General features: G+C 72.3%; 14 protein-coding genes and 1 pseudogene. 6 read left to right on the top strand and 9 right to left on the bottom strand.

From position 1 onward, the window contains the following. Positions 1 to 14: 14 nt before the first annotated feature. The 3 genes from ACWY4P_RS30220 to ACWY4P_RS30210 form a co-directional block, all read right to left on the bottom strand. A complete protein-coding gene (locus tag ACWY4P_RS30220; protein ID WP_456203603.1) occupies positions 15 to 1,721 on the bottom strand; it encodes a succinic semialdehyde dehydrogenase in 1,707 nt (568 codons plus the stop codon). Positions 1,722 to 1,771: 50 nt separating this feature from the next. After that, positions 1,772 to 3,607: a serine/threonine-protein kinase gene (locus ACWY4P_RS30215; RefSeq protein ID WP_456203602.1), complete on the bottom strand. Its 1,836-nt coding sequence runs from the start codon at positions 3,605 to 3,607 to the stop codon at positions 1,772 to 1,774. 88 nt (positions 3,608 to 3,695) lie between these two features. Beyond that, complete coding sequence (locus ACWY4P_RS30210; RefSeq protein ID WP_456203601.1) at positions 3,696 to 5,348, bottom strand: serine/threonine-protein kinase; 1,653 nt, start codon at positions 5,346 to 5,348, stop codon at positions 3,696 to 3,698. A 97-nt stretch (positions 5,349 to 5,445) separates the two neighbouring features. Here ACWY4P_RS30210 and ACWY4P_RS30205 point away from each other — a divergent pair, with 97 nt between their 5' ends. Next, entirely contained in the window at positions 5,446 to 5,913 is a 468-nt protein-coding gene (locus tag ACWY4P_RS30205) for a hypothetical protein (protein WP_456203600.1), read from the top strand. 134 nt (positions 5,914 to 6,047) lie between these two features. Here the strand turns inward: ACWY4P_RS30205 and ACWY4P_RS30200 are convergent, their stop codons facing one another. The 4 genes and pseudogenes from ACWY4P_RS30200 to ACWY4P_RS30185 all read right to left on the bottom strand — a co-directional run. Then, positions 6,048 to 6,839 (bottom strand): ABC transporter permease, encoded by a 792-nt coding sequence (locus ACWY4P_RS30200; RefSeq protein WP_456203599.1) that lies wholly within the window; start codon positions 6,837 to 6,839, stop codon positions 6,048 to 6,050. Continuing rightward, positions 6,836 to 7,765 carry an ABC transporter ATP-binding protein gene (locus ACWY4P_RS30195; RefSeq protein ID WP_456203598.1) on the bottom strand — a complete coding sequence of 310 codons (930 nt, stop codon included), beginning with the start codon at positions 7,763 to 7,765 and terminating at the stop codon, positions 6,836 to 6,838. The genes ACWY4P_RS30200 and ACWY4P_RS30195 overlap by 4 nt, the downstream gene beginning before the upstream one ends. A gap of 115 nt (positions 7,766 to 7,880) precedes the next feature. Then, positions 7,881 to 8,009 (bottom strand): DUF397 domain-containing protein, encoded by a 129-nt coding sequence (locus ACWY4P_RS30190; RefSeq protein ID WP_456213106.1) that lies wholly within the window; start codon positions 8,007 to 8,009, stop codon positions 7,881 to 7,883. A gap of 47 nt (positions 8,010 to 8,056) precedes the next feature. After that, a pseudogene (locus ACWY4P_RS30185) lies at positions 8,057 to 8,110 on the bottom strand (hypothetical protein); the annotation flags it as partial. A gap of 114 nt (positions 8,111 to 8,224) precedes the next feature. Between ACWY4P_RS30185 and ACWY4P_RS30180 the strand changes: the two are divergent. Then, complete coding sequence (locus ACWY4P_RS30180; RefSeq protein ID WP_456203597.1) at positions 8,225 to 8,602, top strand: ATP-binding protein; 378 nt, start codon at positions 8,225 to 8,227, stop codon at positions 8,600 to 8,602. Between the two features lie 97 nt (positions 8,603 to 8,699). Further along, complete coding sequence (locus ACWY4P_RS30175) at positions 8,700 to 9,887, top strand: winged helix DNA-binding domain-containing protein (protein ID WP_456203596.1); 1,188 nt, start codon at positions 8,700 to 8,702, stop codon at positions 9,885 to 9,887. On the opposite strand, the gene ACWY4P_RS30170 is transcribed toward ACWY4P_RS30175, so the two are convergent. Both ACWY4P_RS30170 and ACWY4P_RS30165 read right to left on the bottom strand, forming a co-directional pair. Then, positions 9,841 to 9,990, bottom strand: coding sequence for a DUF397 domain-containing protein (locus ACWY4P_RS30170; RefSeq protein ID WP_456203594.1), 150 nt, complete (start codon positions 9,988 to 9,990; stop codon positions 9,841 to 9,843). The two genes, ACWY4P_RS30175 and ACWY4P_RS30170, sit on opposite strands and share 47 nt — an antisense overlap. A 21-nt stretch (positions 9,991 to 10,011) precedes the next feature. Further along, positions 10,012 to 10,917 (bottom strand): LysR family transcriptional regulator, encoded by a 906-nt coding sequence (locus ACWY4P_RS30165; RefSeq protein ID WP_456203593.1) that lies wholly within the window; start codon positions 10,915 to 10,917, stop codon positions 10,012 to 10,014. 103 nt (positions 10,918 to 11,020) lie between these two features. On the opposite strand from ACWY4P_RS30165, the gene ACWY4P_RS30160 reads away from it, so the two are divergent. The 3 genes from ACWY4P_RS30160 (at position 11,021) to ACWY4P_RS30150 (ending at position 15,712) form a co-directional block, all read left to right on the top strand. Continuing rightward, positions 11,021 to 11,857 carry an oxidoreductase gene (locus ACWY4P_RS30160; protein ID WP_456203592.1) on the top strand — a complete coding sequence of 279 codons (837 nt, stop codon included), beginning with the start codon at positions 11,021 to 11,023 and terminating at the stop codon, positions 11,855 to 11,857. Positions 11,858 to 11,912: 55 nt separating this feature from the next. Next, on the top strand, positions 11,913 to 13,328 hold the full coding sequence (locus tag ACWY4P_RS30155) for an MFS transporter (protein WP_456203591.1): 1,416 nt from the start codon (positions 11,913 to 11,915) through the stop codon (positions 13,326 to 13,328). Between the two features lie 164 nt (positions 13,329 to 13,492). Further along, positions 13,493 to 15,712, top strand: coding sequence for an MMPL family transporter (locus ACWY4P_RS30150; RefSeq protein ID WP_456203590.1), 2,220 nt, complete (start codon positions 13,493 to 13,495; stop codon positions 15,710 to 15,712). Position 15,713: the final 1 nt, after the last annotated feature.

The raw sequence follows: 15,713 nt of genomic DNA, 5'->3' as shown, positions 1-15,713 counted from the left end.
TCGCCGTACGCCGGTCAGCGCAGGCGCAGCGCCTTCATCGCGCGCAGGCTGCGGGTCATGAACGCCGCGTACTTCTCGTCCGTCATGCCGAAGGCCGGGCCGAGCGGCAGCAGCCGCTGGTGCGCCACCGTCTGCGCCTCGGTGAACTTGAGGATCCCCTCCGAGCCGTGGCGGCGCCCGAGGCCGGAGTCGCCCATCCCGCCCAGCGGCGCCCGGACGCTGCCGTACGCCGCGCCGTAGCCCTCGTTGACGTTGACCGTGCCGGCCTGCAGCTGGGCGGCGACCGCGCGGCCGCGCCGCCCGTCCTTCGTCCAGACGCTGGCGTTGAGGCCGTACGGGGTGGCGTTGGCGCGCTCGACCGCCTCGTCCTCGTCGGTGAAGCGGTAGATGGAGACGACCGGGCCGAAGGTCTCCTCGGCGCACACCGCCATCGGCGGCTCGACCCCGTCGAGGATGGTCGGCTCGTAGAAGTACGGGCCGATGTCGGGCCGGGCGCGGCCACCGGTGAGCACCTTCGCGCCCTTCTCCCGGGCCTCGTCGACATGGCGTACGACGGTCTCCAACTGGCGCTCGCCCGCGAGGGAACCCATCTCGGCCCCGTACGCGAGGGCCGTGCCCAGGCGCATCGCCTTCGTCCGGGCGACGAACCGCTCCAGGAAGGCGTCGGCGACCGACGTATGGACGTAGAGGCGCTCGATGGACTCGCACAGCTGCCCGGCGGAGGAGAAGCAGGCGCGCACCGAGCCGTCGGCGGCCTTGTCGAGGTCGGCGTCCCGCAGTACCAACATGGCGTTCTTGCCACCCAGTTCCAGGGAGCAGCCGATCAGCCGGGCCGCCGCGCGCTGGGCGACCTCGCGGCCGGTGCGGGTGGAGCCGGTGAAGGACACGTAGTCGGCGTGCTGGACGACGGCGGGGCCGACGACCGGGCCCTCCCCGAGGACGATCTGCCACACGCCCTCCGGCAGCCCGGCCTCGATCAGCAGCTCACGGGCCCACAGGGCGGTCAGCGCGGTCTCGGTGTCCGGCTTCATCACGATCGCGTTGCCCGCGACGAAGGCGGGGAGCGAGTCGCCGGCGGAGAGCGCGAGGGGGTAGTTCCAGGGGGAGATCAGGCCAATGACGCCCTTGGGCTGGCGCAGCTCGGTGACCTTGGTGAGGACGGGAACGGCGCCGGTGTGGCGGCGGGCGCCCAGGTAGGCGGGGGCCTTGCGCCCGTAGTGGCGGGCGGTGAGGCAGACCTCCTGCACCTCCTCATGGGCGTGCAGCCGGGTCTTGCCCGTCTCCACCTGGATCAGGTCCAGCACCTCGGACTGGCGGCGCATGACCAGGTCGTGGAAGCGCAGCAGCACGGCGGCGCGTCGGCGCACGGGGGTACGGGCCCACGCCCGCTGCGCCGTACGCGCCCGCTCGTATGCCTCGGCGACGTCCTCGGGGGTGGACTCGGGCAGTTCGGCCACGACCTCCCCGGTGAAGGGGGTGTGGCTGGTGGTGCTGGAGCTGCCCACCACGCCGCGCGAGAGCCGGGCGATCAGCTCGGGGGTGACGACGTGGGAAGCAGTGCGGGCGCCCGCGGGGGCGACCGGGTTGCCGTCGGCGGGGGCCGCTGCGGTGCCCTGTCCGGTCTCCTGTCCGGCGTCAGGTCCGGCCTCGGGCGCGGCGTCGGGTGCGGCCTCCTGCGGGGCGTCCTGCGTGGGCTGTGCGCTGTCCTGCGAGTCCGTCATGGGGGCGAGGGTAGGCCCGGCCCGGCCGGTTTGACTACCCGACGGTAACTCTATTCCGCGGCTTTCTTGAGGCCCTGGATCTCCAGGTGCTTCACGACGTCCTCATAGAGCTTGTTCCCGGTCTTACGGGCCTCCCCCTCGGCGGGCATGATCACGCTCAGCTGCCACTGCGTCTTGTCGGTGCCGACGTAGATGTGGGTGCGCTCGAGATAGGGGATGTAGTCGTCGCGGTTGCTGGAGAAGGGGCGGTAGGTGGTGTTCACGTCCGCCGCCGGCTGGCCCTGCTGGGAGGACTTCTCCTGCTTGCTCTCCGCGTCCGCGTAGTCGGTCTGCCCACTGCTCTCGCGGTATGCGATCACCTGCTTGACCGCGTCCGCGAGCCCGGTGACGTCCGCCTCGCCGTCCTTGAGGGCCCGGAGGAGATAGATGGTGTAGACGCCGCTGGGATCCTTGAAGGTGACGGCCTGGTTGTTCTCGTCGGTGTCGTCCAGTACCCGCTTGTAGTTCTCGGGTACGGCCAGCGACGCGGCGACCACCTCGCGCTCGTCCCGGACCGTCCACCCGGCGGGAATGCCGCTGCCCTCGCTCGCGAACGGCTTCAGCAGGATCAGCACCAGCGCGGCGGCCACCACCAGCACCACACCGCCAAGACCCAGCTGCGCCTTGCGGTTCTTGTGCAGGATGGGCGGTACGAAGCGGCTGCCCGCACTCTGCGCCGCCCCGGCCCCGGCCTCGGCCCCTCCTTCGGCCACGGCCCCGGCCCCGGCCTGGCCGTACAGTCTGGTCGTCAGCATCGTCGGCACCGGCTGCGGGGGCCGCGCCACCTCCTCCAGCGCCTGCCGCGCCTCGGCCGCCGTCGGCCGCGCCGCCGAGTCCTTGCGCAGCAGCTGCATGATGAGCGTGCCGAGCGCGCCCGAGCCGCGCGCGGGCGTCTGCGGCTCGGCGGAGAGGATGGCCTGGAGGGTGGCGGGGGCGTGCGAGCGGCGGAACGGGGACATGCCCTCGACCGCCGCGTACAGCACGACGCCCAGCGACCACAGGTCCGACTCGGGCCCGGGCCGCTGGCCCAGCACCCGCTCGGGCGCGATGAATTCGGGGGAGCCGACGAACGCGCCGGTCTCCGTCAGCCCCTGCTCGCCCTCGACCTGCGCGATGCCGAAGTCGGTCAGCACCACCCGGTCGTTCCGGCCCAGCAGGACGTTGTCCGGCTTGACGTCGCGGTGCAGCACCCCGGCCTCGTGGGCGGCCGTCAGCGCGCCCAGCACCGCGACGCCGATACGGGCCGCCTCGCGCGGGTCCAGCGTGCCCTCGGCCAGCCGGTCGGCGAGCGAGTCGCCGCGCACCAGCTCCATCACCAGCCAGGGCCGACCGTCCTCGATCACCACGTCGTACACCGAGACGACCGAGGGGTGGTCGATCCGGGCCGCGGCGCGCGCTTCGCGCTGCATCCGCTGGTAGACCTTCTGTCGCTCACCCTCCGGCAGGGTGTCGGGCACCCGCGGCTCCTTGACCGCGACATCGCGGTCGACGACCTGGTCGTGTGCCTTCCAGACCGTGCCCATGCCGCCGTGTCCCAGGCGGGAGTCGAGGCGGTAGCGGCCGCCGATGACCCGGCCGATGTTGGGGTCGTGGGCGGCGGCCGAGGGCGGAGCCGTACGGGGGTCGGGCTGCCCGGAGGCGGGCTGCTCAGGGGTGACCCGGCCGTCGAACTGCGTCGGCTCGTGCGGGGTGTGCGGGGTGTGCGGGGTGTGCGGGGTGTGCGGGGTGTGCGGGGTGTGCGGGGACGGCACCGGCGCGGGTGGAGGCGGCGCGGGCGCGGCCGGAGCGTTCGGTGGCCGCAGCTCGTAGCTGGTGGGCTCGTTCGCCCGTCCCCCGTCGTTCGTCATGGCTCCATCATTACCTGGTCGGGTGCACGGCCCGCCACCGGCCCCGGAGCGGCTGTGACCGCTCGTGACAAAGCCGTTGCGGTGCCGTTCAGTTCTGGTCGGCGGATCGGGAGAAAGTGGTGACAGCCGTGTCGAAGTACTGCTTTCCCTCGGATTTCCGCCCGACCGGCGCGGACACCCACACGTCATACATCTTGCCCGCTTCGTTCCAGGTCAGGTCATAGGTCTGGCGCGAGCCGCCGTCGTCGGCCGAGCCGTTCCAGATGAACGCCCACAGGGCGGCGGGCAGCCCGTTGCGGTCCGTCTCGATGACCTGGCCGCTGCGGTAGCCCTCGTAGTCCTGCGGCCCCCTGGCGTCCGCCTCCCGGCTCAGCTGGAGCGGGCCCTTGGGGTCCTGCTCCTGGACGTGGATCCCGATCCGGAACTCCATGCCGGGCGAGTTGTAGTAGACGCGCGGCGCCTTGACCACGCGGGAGTACCCCTTGGGCACGGCGATCGTGAAGCCGAGCGGGTCATCGACCAGCTCGTAGCCGTCCGGGACGGCGGTTTTGGAGGACGTCTTCGAGGGCGTGGGCGACGCCTTCGACGGCTTCTTGCCAGGGTCTGTCGTGGCACTGGCCGTGCCCTTGTCCGCGGTGTCGCCGTCCCCCCGGTCCATGGCCAGCGCCGCGACCCCGGCACCGAGGCCGGCCAGCGCGACCACCGCGACGGCCGCCATCAGCGCCGTACGGCGGCGGGGGCCCCGGAGGCGCGGGGCGGGGGCGACGGGGGTGGGGGGCTCCGGGGCCACGGGGGCCGCCGGGGTCGCCGGGGTGGCGGCCCCGTACCCGGGCCCATGGCCGGTCGCCACCGGCACGGCGGGCTGCGTCGGCGTGTACTCCAGGGGGATCTCGGGGGTGTCCCCCGGCTCCAGGCATATCCGCAGCATCCGGGCCGCCTCGTCCCCGGTCAGCCGCAGGTCGGGGTCGCGCCGCAACAGCCCCTCGATGACGGGGGCCAGGACCCCGGCGGCCTCGGGCGCCCGTATCTCGTCGAACACGACCGCGTGCAGCACGCCGCCCAACGAGTCACGGCGGAACGGGGACTCGCCGCTGACCAGCGTGCACAGCAGCACGCCCAGCGACCACAGGTCCGACTCCGGGCCGGTGCGGCGCCCCGACATCCGCTCCGGCGCGGTGTATTCGGGCGAGCCCACGAACGTCCCGGTCTCCGTGATCGTCGTGCTCCCCGTCACCTGCGCGATCCCGAAGTCCGTCAGCACCACCCGCCCGGTGCCCGCCTCCACCAGCACGTTGGCGGGCTTGATGTCCCGGTGCAGCACCCCGCGCGCATGCGCCACCCGCAGTGCGTCCAGCAGCGCGAACCCGATCCGCGCCGCCTCACCCGGCCCGACGGGCCCCTCGGCGGCCAGCTGGTCGGCGAGCGAGCGGCCGTCGACCAACTCCATGACGATCCAGGGGCGTCCGTCCTCCTCCACGACATCGTGCAGGACGATCACATTCGGATGCTTGATCTGCGCCACGGTACGGGCCTCGCGCAGCGTGCGCTCGTGCTGCATCTGGACGTCGATGGCCGACATCCCGTCCAGCCCGTCGTCGATGTGCAGCTCCTTGACCGCCACATCCCGGCCCAGCAGTGCGTCGACGGCCCGCCACACCGTGCCCATGCCGCCGCGCCCCAGCCGTGACACCAGCTGATAGCGCCCGGCCAGCAGACGATCACTTCCCCCGAAGCTACCCATGCCCTCATCTTGCCGCACGCCCGAGACTCCCCCCGCCCCCGCCCCCGACCCCGCCAACGCCCGCCCACACCCGCCCGCGCTGTGGTCGACTTCCCCCATGGAGGCAGTCCTGGCGAGTGTTATCGCCGTGCTCGGCACGGTGTTGGGTTCCGCGGTCACCCATACCTTCCAGCGGCGATCCGCCGACCGGAGCGAGCACTTCGCCCGGGAGGAGAAGCTGCGGCAGGAGCGGATCGACGCGTACTGCGCCTACGCGGGGGCGCTGCTCAACTACCGCCGGGTGCTGGTCCACCGGTGGTACGTCACCCACGAGAACCGGGTTGACGAGGACACCCCGGAGCTGCGGGAGCACGTCTACGAGTTGCGCTACGCGGCGCAGGAGGCGATGTTCCGCGCGCAGATGGTCTCGGACGACCCCGCGCTCGTGGAACTCGCCGAGCGGATCATGGAGCACGTCACCGAGCTGCACCGGGCCGGGGACCGCGACCGGCTGAACGACATCCGCGAGCGGTCCCGGCAGGGCGTCCGCGACTTCATCGCCGCCGCGACGCCGCACGTCCGCTGAGTCGGCTCGGCGCCTCCCTCACCCCCTTACAAAAAAACGCTTGACCAAGGACAAGCATTTTTTGCAAGGGGGTGGGGGTCCGGAGGCCGGCTTGGCGTGGACCGCGATGGCCGGCACCGCGTTCCGTGGCGGGCTCAGGCCGTGACATCGCGGCGCGCGAAGACGGTGCCGGCGACCGCCGCGGCGGCGACGACGTAGGCGGCCACGGTGAGCAGCGCCCGTGTCGCGCTCACCTCCGACGTCCCGCCCTGCCCCAGCGTCTCGAGGAGGAGTCCGGGGAAGAACCGCCGGCCCGGGTCCCACGCGTCCCCGATGAGGTGTTCGGCGGGCCCGGCCCACGCGATGCCGACGGCGAGGGCCAGGGGAACGGAGCGCAGCAGCACCGCGATCAGCATGGCGAGCACGGCATAGCCGGTGACCCACACCAGTACGGACGCGTAGTCGGTGACGGCCGCGCCGAGAGCGTCGGCGCCGGTCCACGCGTCGGTCTGGACGTCGTAGCCGGACGCCATGAACCGGGCGGCAAGCCACGTGACGACCTCGGCGCACGCCAGGGCCGCGGCCGCGAAGGCCAGCAGCGCGCCCAGCCTGCCGATCAGCAGGCTCGTCCGCTTGGGCTGCCGGAAGAGCATCGTGCGGTACGTGCCGCGGGAGAACTCCAGACTGAACAGGCCGACGAACAAGGCGAACACGAGGGTGCCGGAGAAGGCCGCGACGGCGCGGAACACCTCGGTGCCGCCGCCAGCCCCGGCAAGGGTCTCCAGCGTCGGCGTCATGCTGTTCGGGGACATCTCCGACGTGGGCTTGGCACCGCCCAGCTCGATCGCCGCGCCGCCGACAGAGCTCGCGAGGACCACGACGATCGTGGTGATGAGCACCCTGCGGCGGATCAGCCTGGCCAGTTCGGCACGGAATGAGCGGATCACGCGACGTCTCCCTCGATGAGTCGGAGGTAGGTGGATTCCAGGGTGGGCCGGTGGACCGTGAGTTCGGCCAGCACGATGCCCGTCGCGAAGGCCGCGCGGTTGAGAGACGCGGCCACCTGCCGGGGGTCGCGGTGATCGATAGGCACCATGAGCCGGCCCCCGTCGCTCTTGGGCTCCAGCCCTTCGGCGGCGACGATGTCGGCGAGCTTCAGGAGATCCGCGCCGTCCGCGGGGGCCAGGAGGATGTCGTTGCCGGTCCGGCCGGCGAACTCCCGTGCTGAGCCGGCGTAGACGAGCGTTCCCTGCTCGATGATGAGGAGCCAGTCGCAGACCTGCTCCAGCTCGTTCAGGATGTGCGAGGAGACCAGCACAGTGCGGCCCTCGGCCGCGATCCGCGCGATGAGGTCGCGCATGTCGATCATCCCGGCCGGGTCGAGGCCATTGGTCGGCTCGTCGAGGATCAGCAACTCGGGGTCGCCGAGCAGGGCGGCGGCGATGCCGAGCCGCTGCTTCATGCCGAGGGAGTACCTGCCGTAGCGGTCTCGCGCCCGATCGGCGAGGCCGACGAGTTCCAGGACCTCGGGGATGCGGCGCTCGTCCTGCCCACCGAGCCGGGCGAGCACCCGCAGGTTCTCCACGCCGGTCAGCGCGGGCCACATGGCCGGTCCCTCGAGCAGGGCGCCGACGCGGCCCAGATAGCGCTCGGGGTGGTGGATCGACCGTCCGAGGACGGTGGCGTCCCCGGAGGTCGGGCGCACGAGGCCGAGAAGCATCGCCATGGTGGTCGTCTTGCCGGCGCCGTTCGGGCCGATGAATCCGGCGACCACGCCACGCGGGACCTCGACCGTGAGGTCGCCGACCGCGACCCGGTCGCCATATCGCTTAGTGAGTTGGTGAATCGTCACCACTGGGGCTTGCTGTGTCATGGCCCCAGCGTGCGGGCCGCGCGGGCACGCGTCGTCCTGCCGGGAGAGACTCCTGCGGTACGCCGACGGGCGTACGCCTTGGCGCCGCCCTGCGGGCGGCGCCGGCTTTGGTCAACTATGCCGTTGGGCCGCCGGAGCAGGGGACGGGGGGCGTAGTGGCGTAGGCGAGGAAGGCATGCCAGGCGGTGGCGGAGAAGTGGAGGCGGGAGCCGTCGGGGTTCTTGGAGTCGACACGTCGTCGCAGCGCTCCGCGAACTCCAGCGTCGGATACCGCTTCGCCGCCTCGATGTACCCGACGAGCGCGCCGGAGCAGTACAGCGCCTTGCCGAGGTCCTGCTGGGACATGCCTGCCTTCTCGCGCTGCAGGCGCACCTCCGAGCCGAAGAAGGCCAGCGGGGACCGGGATGGGTCGAGGTCGTTGGGATTCGGCACGGCTACCCTGGACTTCACATCAGCCGCATGCCTCTCCCCCACGCGCCCAAGGCAGCAGCCAACGCCCGGCGCCACGTCCGCGACGTCCTGGACACCTGGTGCGTGGACGCCGAGCTGGCCGAATGCGTCGAGGTGGTGGCCAGCGAACTCGTGACGAATGCGGTGCGGCACGCCGGGCAGGCCCATGGCGTGATCGCCCTGACCATGCTGCGCAGCGCACAGTGGCTGCGGCTGGAAGTCGACGACCCGGACCGTCGGCCGCCGGTCTGGCCCGGAGGTCCTGTGCCCGACAGCCAGGAGCGCGGGCGGGGATTGGTGATCGTGGCGTCGCTCAGCAAGGACTGGGGGCATCACGCCAGGCCGTTGCGAGGGAAGGTGGTTTGGGCCACGTTCGCCGTGCCGTAACGCTCGCGGGAGTCCCCAACCGGCCCAGCCAACGGGCCATGGCGTCGTCGGCCGTACCTGCCAGAAGATGACAGGTACGGCCCTTACGGTCGGCCCCATGAGCAACTCCCTCCCCCACATCACCCCCGCCCAGCGCCGCGCCCGCCTCGGGCGGCGGCATCTGCTGGCACCGTCCGCGCGGGCGGCCGCCGTCGAAGCGGTGGCGGACGCGGTCGTCGGGCTGCATGCGACCGATCCGGCCACCGTGTATCTGTCCGCGTGCGCGCGGCTGCGGGAGCCGGGGGCCGGGGAGGTGGAGCGGGCGCTGTACGAGGATGTCTCGCTGGTCAAGCTGTTGAGCATGCGGCGCACGATCTTCGCCGTGACGACGGAACTCGCGCCGGTCGTCGGCTCGTCGACCGCGCGGGCGATCGCGGTCCGGGAACGGGCCACGCTGCTGAAGCATCTGCGGGAGCGCGCCGAGGAGCACTGGGACGAGGCGCGGCTGGCCGAGGTGGAGCAGGCCGTACTGGCGGCCGTGGCCGAACGGGGCGAGGCGACGACCGCCGAGGTGGCCGAGGACGTGCCCGCGCTGCGCGAACGGATCGTGATGGCGCCGGGCAAGCCGTACGCGGCCCGGCAGACCGTCGGGAGCCGACTGCTGCGCCTGCTCGCCTCCGACGGGCATCTGCGCCGCTGCCGCCCGCGCGGCTCCTGGACCAGCAGCCTCTACCCGTGGGCCCTCGTTCCGCCGCTCCCCGACCTCCCCGTCCGCGAGGCGAAAGCCGAACTGGCCCGCCGCTGGCTGGCCGCGTACGGGCCCGCGACCGAGGCCGATCTGAAGTGGTGGACGGGCTGGACGCTGACCGACACCCGGCGGGCGCTGGCCGACATCGGCGCGGAGGGTGTGACGCTGGTGGAGGGGCCGGGGTACGTGGTGCCAGGGGATGTGCCCGGGGACGACGAGCCGGTGGCGGGCGACGAGCCCTGGGCCGCGCTGCTGCCCGGCCTCGACCCGACCGCCATGGGCTGGCAGGCCCGCGGCTGGTATCTCGACCCGGACCATGTGAAGCCGCTCTTCGACGGCAGCGGCAACATCGGCCCCACGGTGTGGTGGAACGGCCGCATCGTCGGCGGCTGGGCCCAGCGCGCGAACGGCGAGGTGGTCTGGCGCGCGCTGACCGATGTGGGCCGGGAGGCGACGGCCGCGGTGGAGGCGGAGGCGGCGCGGCTGAGCGGATGGCTGGGGGAGGTCCGGGTCACGCCCCGGTTCCGTACGCCGCTGGAGCGGGAGTTGGCGGCATAGATGTGGCGGGGGCGAGGAAGGCGCGCCAGGCAGTGGCGGTGAAGTGAAGGCGGGGGCCGCCGGGATTCTTGGAGTCGCGGACGGTTATCCCCTGACCGAGCACTTCTCGCGGCTGCGCCCTGCCTCAGTCCGTTGTCTCGGTCGCCAGCTCACACGCGCGCACGTACTCCCGCACCAGCGGGCGGCGGTCGTCGGCGCGCCAGGCGAGGACGAAGCGGCTGGGCGAGATGCCCCTCACCGCACGGGTGACGACTCCGCCGAGGGTGATCAGCGGGGTGTTCCCGGCCGCCAGCAGGACCACTCCGAGACCCGCGACAAGCGCTTCGTAAGTCTCCTCGGTGCTTGCCACCTCCGCGCCGATGCGTGCCGGCTTCCCGCCGCGGGCATCGGTGGCAAGCCAGTAGTCCCGCAGCGGCCCGGCGCTGTCGGGCAGAGCGAGGAACGGCTCGTCCAGCAGTTCGGTGAAGTCGATGATCTCCCTGTCGGCGAGCGGGTGAGTATCGGCCAGGGCGACCAGGCGGGGTTCCTCGGCGACCACCACCCACCGGTAGCGGGACGGATCGGGCAGCGGCAGCCAGACGAACGCCGCGTCGCACGTGCCGTCGGCGAGCCCGGCGGTCGAGTCCTGCCAGGGGACCTGGCGAAGCCTGAGTCGGGCATCAGGGCGCGCGGCGGTGAAGCGGGAGCGGATCGCCGGCAGCACGCCCCCGCGCCCCGGGCTGGTACTCATCCCCACGACGAGGACGGCCGCCCGGTCGGCCGCAACGCGGGCGACTGCCTCCTTGGCTGCCTCCCACTCGGCGAGAATGCGCTGAGCATGCGGCAGCAGCGCAGCACCGACCGCGCTCAGGCGCACTTCGCGCCGGTCGCGCTCGAACAACGCCTCCCCCACCTGTTTCTCCAGCATCCTGATCTGCTTGCTCAGCGCGGGCTGCGAGATGTACAGCCGCTCGGCCGCGCGCGTGAAGTGCAGCTCTTCGGCCACTGCGGCGAAGTACCTCAGGTCCCGTCCGTGAACGTCCATAACCATCGGCTATCACAGCAGATCTTGGACGCGCAAACGGTGTGCCTCGCAAGGTGGTGCACACACGGACCGCCGAGAACAGCGGATCACCCTGCACAAGGAGAAGAACATGAACAAGGTATGGCTGGTCACCGGGGCGAGCAGCGGGTTCGGCCGGGCGATCACCGAAGCGGCGGTGGCTGCGGGCGACATCGTGGTCGCAGCCGCCCGCCGTACCGCGCTGCTCGACGACCTGGTCGCCGCGCACCCGGACCAGGTCGAGGCTCTACCGCTGGACGTCACCGACATCGCGGGCGTCCAAGCCGCGGTCGACGGCGTGGCGGCCCGGCACGGCCGGATCGACATCCTGGTCAACAACGCCGGACGGGGCATGGTGGGGGCGGTCGAGGAGACCACCGACGCGGAGCTGCGGGACCTGATGGACCTGCACTTCTTCGGCCCGGCCGCGCTCACCCGGGCCGCGCTGCCGCATATGCGCCGCCGGGGCTCGGGCGCCATCGTGCAGCTGACCAGCATGGGTGGGCGGTTCGCCTTCGCCGGAGTCGGCGCCTACTGCGCCACCAAGTTCGCCCTGGAGGGGCTTTCCGAGGCATTGGCCGCCGAGGTCGCCCCGCACGGCATTCGGGTGCTGATCGTCGAGCCCGGCGCGTTCCGTACCGGCTTCGCCGGCACCGCAGCACTGCGGCCCTCCGCGGCTGCCCTGGACGCCTACCAGGACACCGTGGGCCCCGTCCTTTCCGGGCTGCCGGGCGGAAGCGGCCAGGAACCCGGGGACCCGGCCAAGGCCGCGGCCGCCATCCTCACCGCTCTGGACGCCGACGAACCGCCACTGCGTCTGCTGCTCGGCAACGACGCCGCCGACGCGATCACCGACCACCTCGACCGTGCCCACACCGAACTCCGCTCCTGGGAAAAGCTCACCCGTTCCACCGACTTCGACGACTGACGCCTCCAGCCGCCTCCGCCCCTTTCCCCGCCCACCGCCTCTCAGGAGTGTCCTGGTGAAATCCCTGCTCAAGTTCTCCCCGGACGCCCGTACCGCGGCCTCGGCGCCGGAGGCGGCCCGGGGTGGGTCCCCGACGGTGCTCGGTGCCGCCCTGCTGGGCTTCTTCCTCATCTCGCTGGACGCGTTGATCGTCACCGTCGCGCTGCCCGACATCGGCCGCAGCCTCGGCGGCGGCATGTCCGGCCTGCAATGGGTGGTGGACGGATACACGCTGATCTTCGCCGCCCTGATGCTCTCCGCGGGCGCCCTGTCCGACCGCATCGGGGCCCGGCAGGCGTACGGCGGCGGCCTTGTGCTCTTCGGGCTGGCCTCGGCCGCGTGCGGACTGGCGCCCGGGCTCGGCGTGCTGGTGGCGGCGCGACTGGTGCAGGGGGGTGCGGCGGCAGTGATGATGCCGGCGTCGCTGGCCCTGGTCCGGCAGGGCTTTCCCGACCAGGCGAAGCGGGCTCGGGCCATCGCCATCTGGACCGTGGGCGGCGCGGTCGCGGTGGCGGCCGGGCCGGTGCTCGGCGGGGCACTCACCGCTTCCGTGGGCTGGCGGTGGATCTTCTTCGTCAACCTCCCGGCGGGCCTGCTGGCGCTCGCCCTGCTCGCCCGCGTGCCGGCCTCGCCGCGGCTGCCCGCGCGTCTTGACGTGGTCGGGCAGGTGACGGCGGTGGTCGCGATGGGCGCGCTGACGTACGGCGTGATCGAGGGCGGCGACAAGGGCTTCGGCCGGCCGTTCGTGGTGGTGTCGCTGCTGGTGGCTGCGGCCGCGGCAGCCGCCTTCCTCGCCGCGCAGGTCAAGGGCGCACACCCGATGCTCCCGCTGCCGCTGTTCCGCTCGCGGGTGGTGGCGGTGTCCTTGGCGGTCGGCTTCATGCTCAATGCCGCGTACTACGGCGGGGTGTTCATCTTCAGCCTGTACCTGCAGCAGGAGCGCGGGCAGACCGCGCTGCACGCGGGCCTGATGTTCATTCCGATGACGGCACTGGTCGCCGTGGTGAACCTGGCCTCGGCGAAGCTGGCCGAGCTGTTCGGCCCGCGGGTGCCGATGGTGGCGGGACAACTCATCGGGGCAGCCGGGCTACTGGCGCTGCTCACCGTCGGGGCTCATACCAACGTGTGGGTGGTGGCGGCTTTGATGGTGCCGGTCGGCCTCGGCGGGGCGCTGACGGTGCCGGCGCTGACCGCGATGCTGCTCGACGCGGTACCCGGGGACCGGGCGGGCACCGCATCAGCCGTGCTCAACACCGGCCGCCAGGTCGGCGGGGCGATCGCGGTGGCGGTCTTCGGGGCGCTGCTGGCGGGAGCGGACACGTTCCTGGCCGGTATGCGGTGGAGCATGCTGCTCGCGGCGGCCGGGCTCGTACTGACGGCGGGCGCGACGCTGACGCTGCCGCGGGACGGGCGCCGGGGTGGGGAGGCGTGAGCCGGGCGGTGTGTCACGGCAGGAGGCCACGGCACCGGGCCTTGAGGGATGCGTGGTGGGCGTACGGGGGATAACCCCCTCCCCCGGGTCCACCGATCGGTGGACGGCAGGTTCAACCTGACACCTCTGTCCGGCAACCGCCCTGGTCAACAAGGCTTCTGGGCATGAAATCACTCACTGTGCGGGTGGCCCGCTGGAGCGCGCGGCACCCCTGGCGGGCGGTCGTCGGATGGCTGGTGTTCGTGGCGCTGTGCCTGGTCGTCGGCGGAGCCGTCGGCACCAACAGCGCCAAGACGGCGGACTACCGCGTCGGCGAGGCGGGCCGGGCCGAGGCCATGGCGGCCGAGGGGCATTTGGAGCGCCGCTCCACCGAGCAGGTGCTGATCTCCGCCCGTTCCGGCGCCCTCGACGGTCAGGCCGGCAAGCGGGCCGCCGAAGCGGCCGCGCGGGACCTCACGGCCCGGATGAAGCCGCTGCCCGAGGTCGAGGGCGTGGCCGCGCCGCTGTGGTCCGACGACGGCCGGATCCTGATGGTCGAGGTGTCCCTGAAGGGCGAGGAGCGGGACGCGAAGGACAAGGTCGACGCGCTGGTCGCGCAGACCGAGGCCGTCCAGAAGGCCCACCCCCGGCTGCTGTTCGAGGAGACCGGCTCGCCTTCCGTCAGCAAGGGAGTCGACCAGCAGCGCAGCGACGACCTGGCGCTGTCCGAGGCGATCACGCTTCCGGTCACCCTGATCACGCTGCTGGTCGTCTTCGGTTCGGTCGTCATGGCCATGGTGCCGTTGCTGCTCGCCCTGTCGTCGATCGCGGCGGCGGTCGGCCTGGCGATGGTGGCCTCGCATCTCTCCCCCGACGCCGGGGTCGGCACGAACGTCATCCTGATGATCGGCCTCGCGGTCGGCGTCGACTACACGCTCTTCTACCTCAAGCGGGAGCGCGAGGAGCGGGCCCGCGCCGGCGGTCGGCTGAGCACCGAGGCGCTGGTGGAGCTGGCGGCGGCCACCTCCGGCCGTGCGGTGGTGGTGTCGGGGCTGGCGGTCGTCGCCTCCACCGCGACGCTGTATCTGGCCTCCGACGTGATCTTCTCCTCGCTCGCTACCGGCACCATCGTGGTCGTCCTGGTCGCCGTGGCCAGCTCCCTGACGGCCCTGCCCGCACTGCTGGTCGTGCTCGGAAAGCGGGCGGAACGCAGGGCACGGCGCCGGGCGGAGCGCGGCAAGCCGGCCCGGCGGACGCGCGGCGAGGGCGGCGGCCGGATCTGGACGGCGCTGCTGCGGCCCGCCGCCCGGCATCCCCTCGCCACGCTCTGCGTCTCGGTCCTCGCCCTGCTCGCCCTCGTCGTTCCGCTGGCGGAGCTGAAGATCACGGAGATGAGCCGGGACACCCACTCCCGCGAGATCCCCGCGATGCGGGTGTACGACCGCCTCAACGAGGCGTTCCCCGACCAGAGGGTCACCCACGACGTCGTCGTACGCGCCGACGCCTCGCGCACCCATGAGGTCACCGGGGCGCTGCGCGGCCTCGCCGAGCTGGCCGACCGCGATCCGCTGTTCGCCGACGGCTCTCGAATCATGACATCGGCCGACCACCGGATCAGCGTGCTGCGGCTGAAGGTGCCGCACCTCGGCAACTCCCGTGAGGCCAAGGCCTCCCTGAACCACCTGCGCCACGACTACCTGCCCGCCACCGTCGGCCGGATCGCGGACGCGGAGTACGGCGTCAGCGGTGACGTCGCACGCTACGCCGACTATCCCGCCCACCAGAACGGCAAACTGCCCCTGGTCATCGGGGCGTTGCTTCTGGTGACGTTCGCGATGACCGTGTACGCCTTCCGTTCCGTGGTGCTCGGCCTGATCGGCGTCGTACTGAACCTGCTGTCGGCCGCGGCCGCGCTCGGGCTGCTCGTCCTCGTCTTCCAGGGAACCTGGGCCGAGGGGCTGCTGGACTTCACCTCCACCGGCTCGATCGGGTCGCGCGTCCCGCTCTTCCTCTTCGTGATCCTCTTCGGACTCTCCATGGACTACCAGGTGTTCGTGGTCAGCCGGATCAGGGAGGCCGTGCTCGCCGGCGTCCCCACGCGGCAGGCGGTGCTCGACGGGATCCGCACCTCGGCGAGCGTGGTCACCAGCGCCGCGGTCGTGATGACGACCGTCTTCGTGAGCTTCGTCTTCCTGCACATCATCGAGATGAAGCAGATCGGTTTCGTCCTGGCGGCGGCCGTGCTGCTCGACGCCTTCGTCGTCCGGATCATGATCCTGCCCTCGGCGCTGCTCCTGCTCGGCGAGGCGACCTGGTGGCCGTCGCGGCCGTCGCGGCCGAGGCGAGAGGCCGCGGCCGTGCCGGGCCGTGCGGCCCACGAACAGCCGGTGGTCAACGTACGTTGAT

This window comes from Streptomyces sp. LZ34, assembly GCF_053890475.1.
This window is presented reverse-complemented; position numbering and strand designations above follow the sequence as displayed.

Coding starts and splice junctions, on each gene's coding strand:
- ACWY4P_RS30220 (WP_456203603.1), bottom strand. CDS start 1,721: ATGACGGACTCGCAGGACAGCGCACAGCCCACGCAGGACGCCCCGCAG.
- ACWY4P_RS30215 (WP_456203602.1), bottom strand. CDS start 3,607: ATGACGAACGACGGGGGACGGGCGAACGAGCCCACCAGCTACGAGCTG.
- ACWY4P_RS30210 (WP_456203601.1), bottom strand. CDS start 5,348: ATGGGTAGCTTCGGGGGAAGTGATCGTCTGCTGGCCGGGCGCTATCAG.
- ACWY4P_RS30205 (WP_456203600.1), top strand. CDS start 5,446: ATGGAGGCAGTCCTGGCGAGTGTTATCGCCGTGCTCGGCACGGTGTTG.
- ACWY4P_RS30195 (WP_456203598.1), bottom strand. CDS start 7,765: ATGACACAGCAAGCCCCAGTGGTGACGATTCACCAACTCACTAAGCGA.
- ACWY4P_RS30180 (WP_456203597.1), top strand. CDS start 8,225: ATGCCTCTCCCCCACGCGCCCAAGGCAGCAGCCAACGCCCGGCGCCAC.
- ACWY4P_RS30175 (WP_456203596.1), top strand. CDS start 8,700: ATGAGCAACTCCCTCCCCCACATCACCCCCGCCCAGCGCCGCGCCCGC.
- ACWY4P_RS30165 (WP_456203593.1), bottom strand. CDS start 10,917: ATGGTTATGGACGTTCACGGACGGGACCTGAGGTACTTCGCCGCAGTG.
- ACWY4P_RS30160 (WP_456203592.1), top strand. CDS start 11,021: ATGAACAAGGTATGGCTGGTCACCGGGGCGAGCAGCGGGTTCGGCCGG.
- ACWY4P_RS30150 (WP_456203590.1), top strand. CDS start 13,493: ATGAAATCACTCACTGTGCGGGTGGCCCGCTGGAGCGCGCGGCACCCC.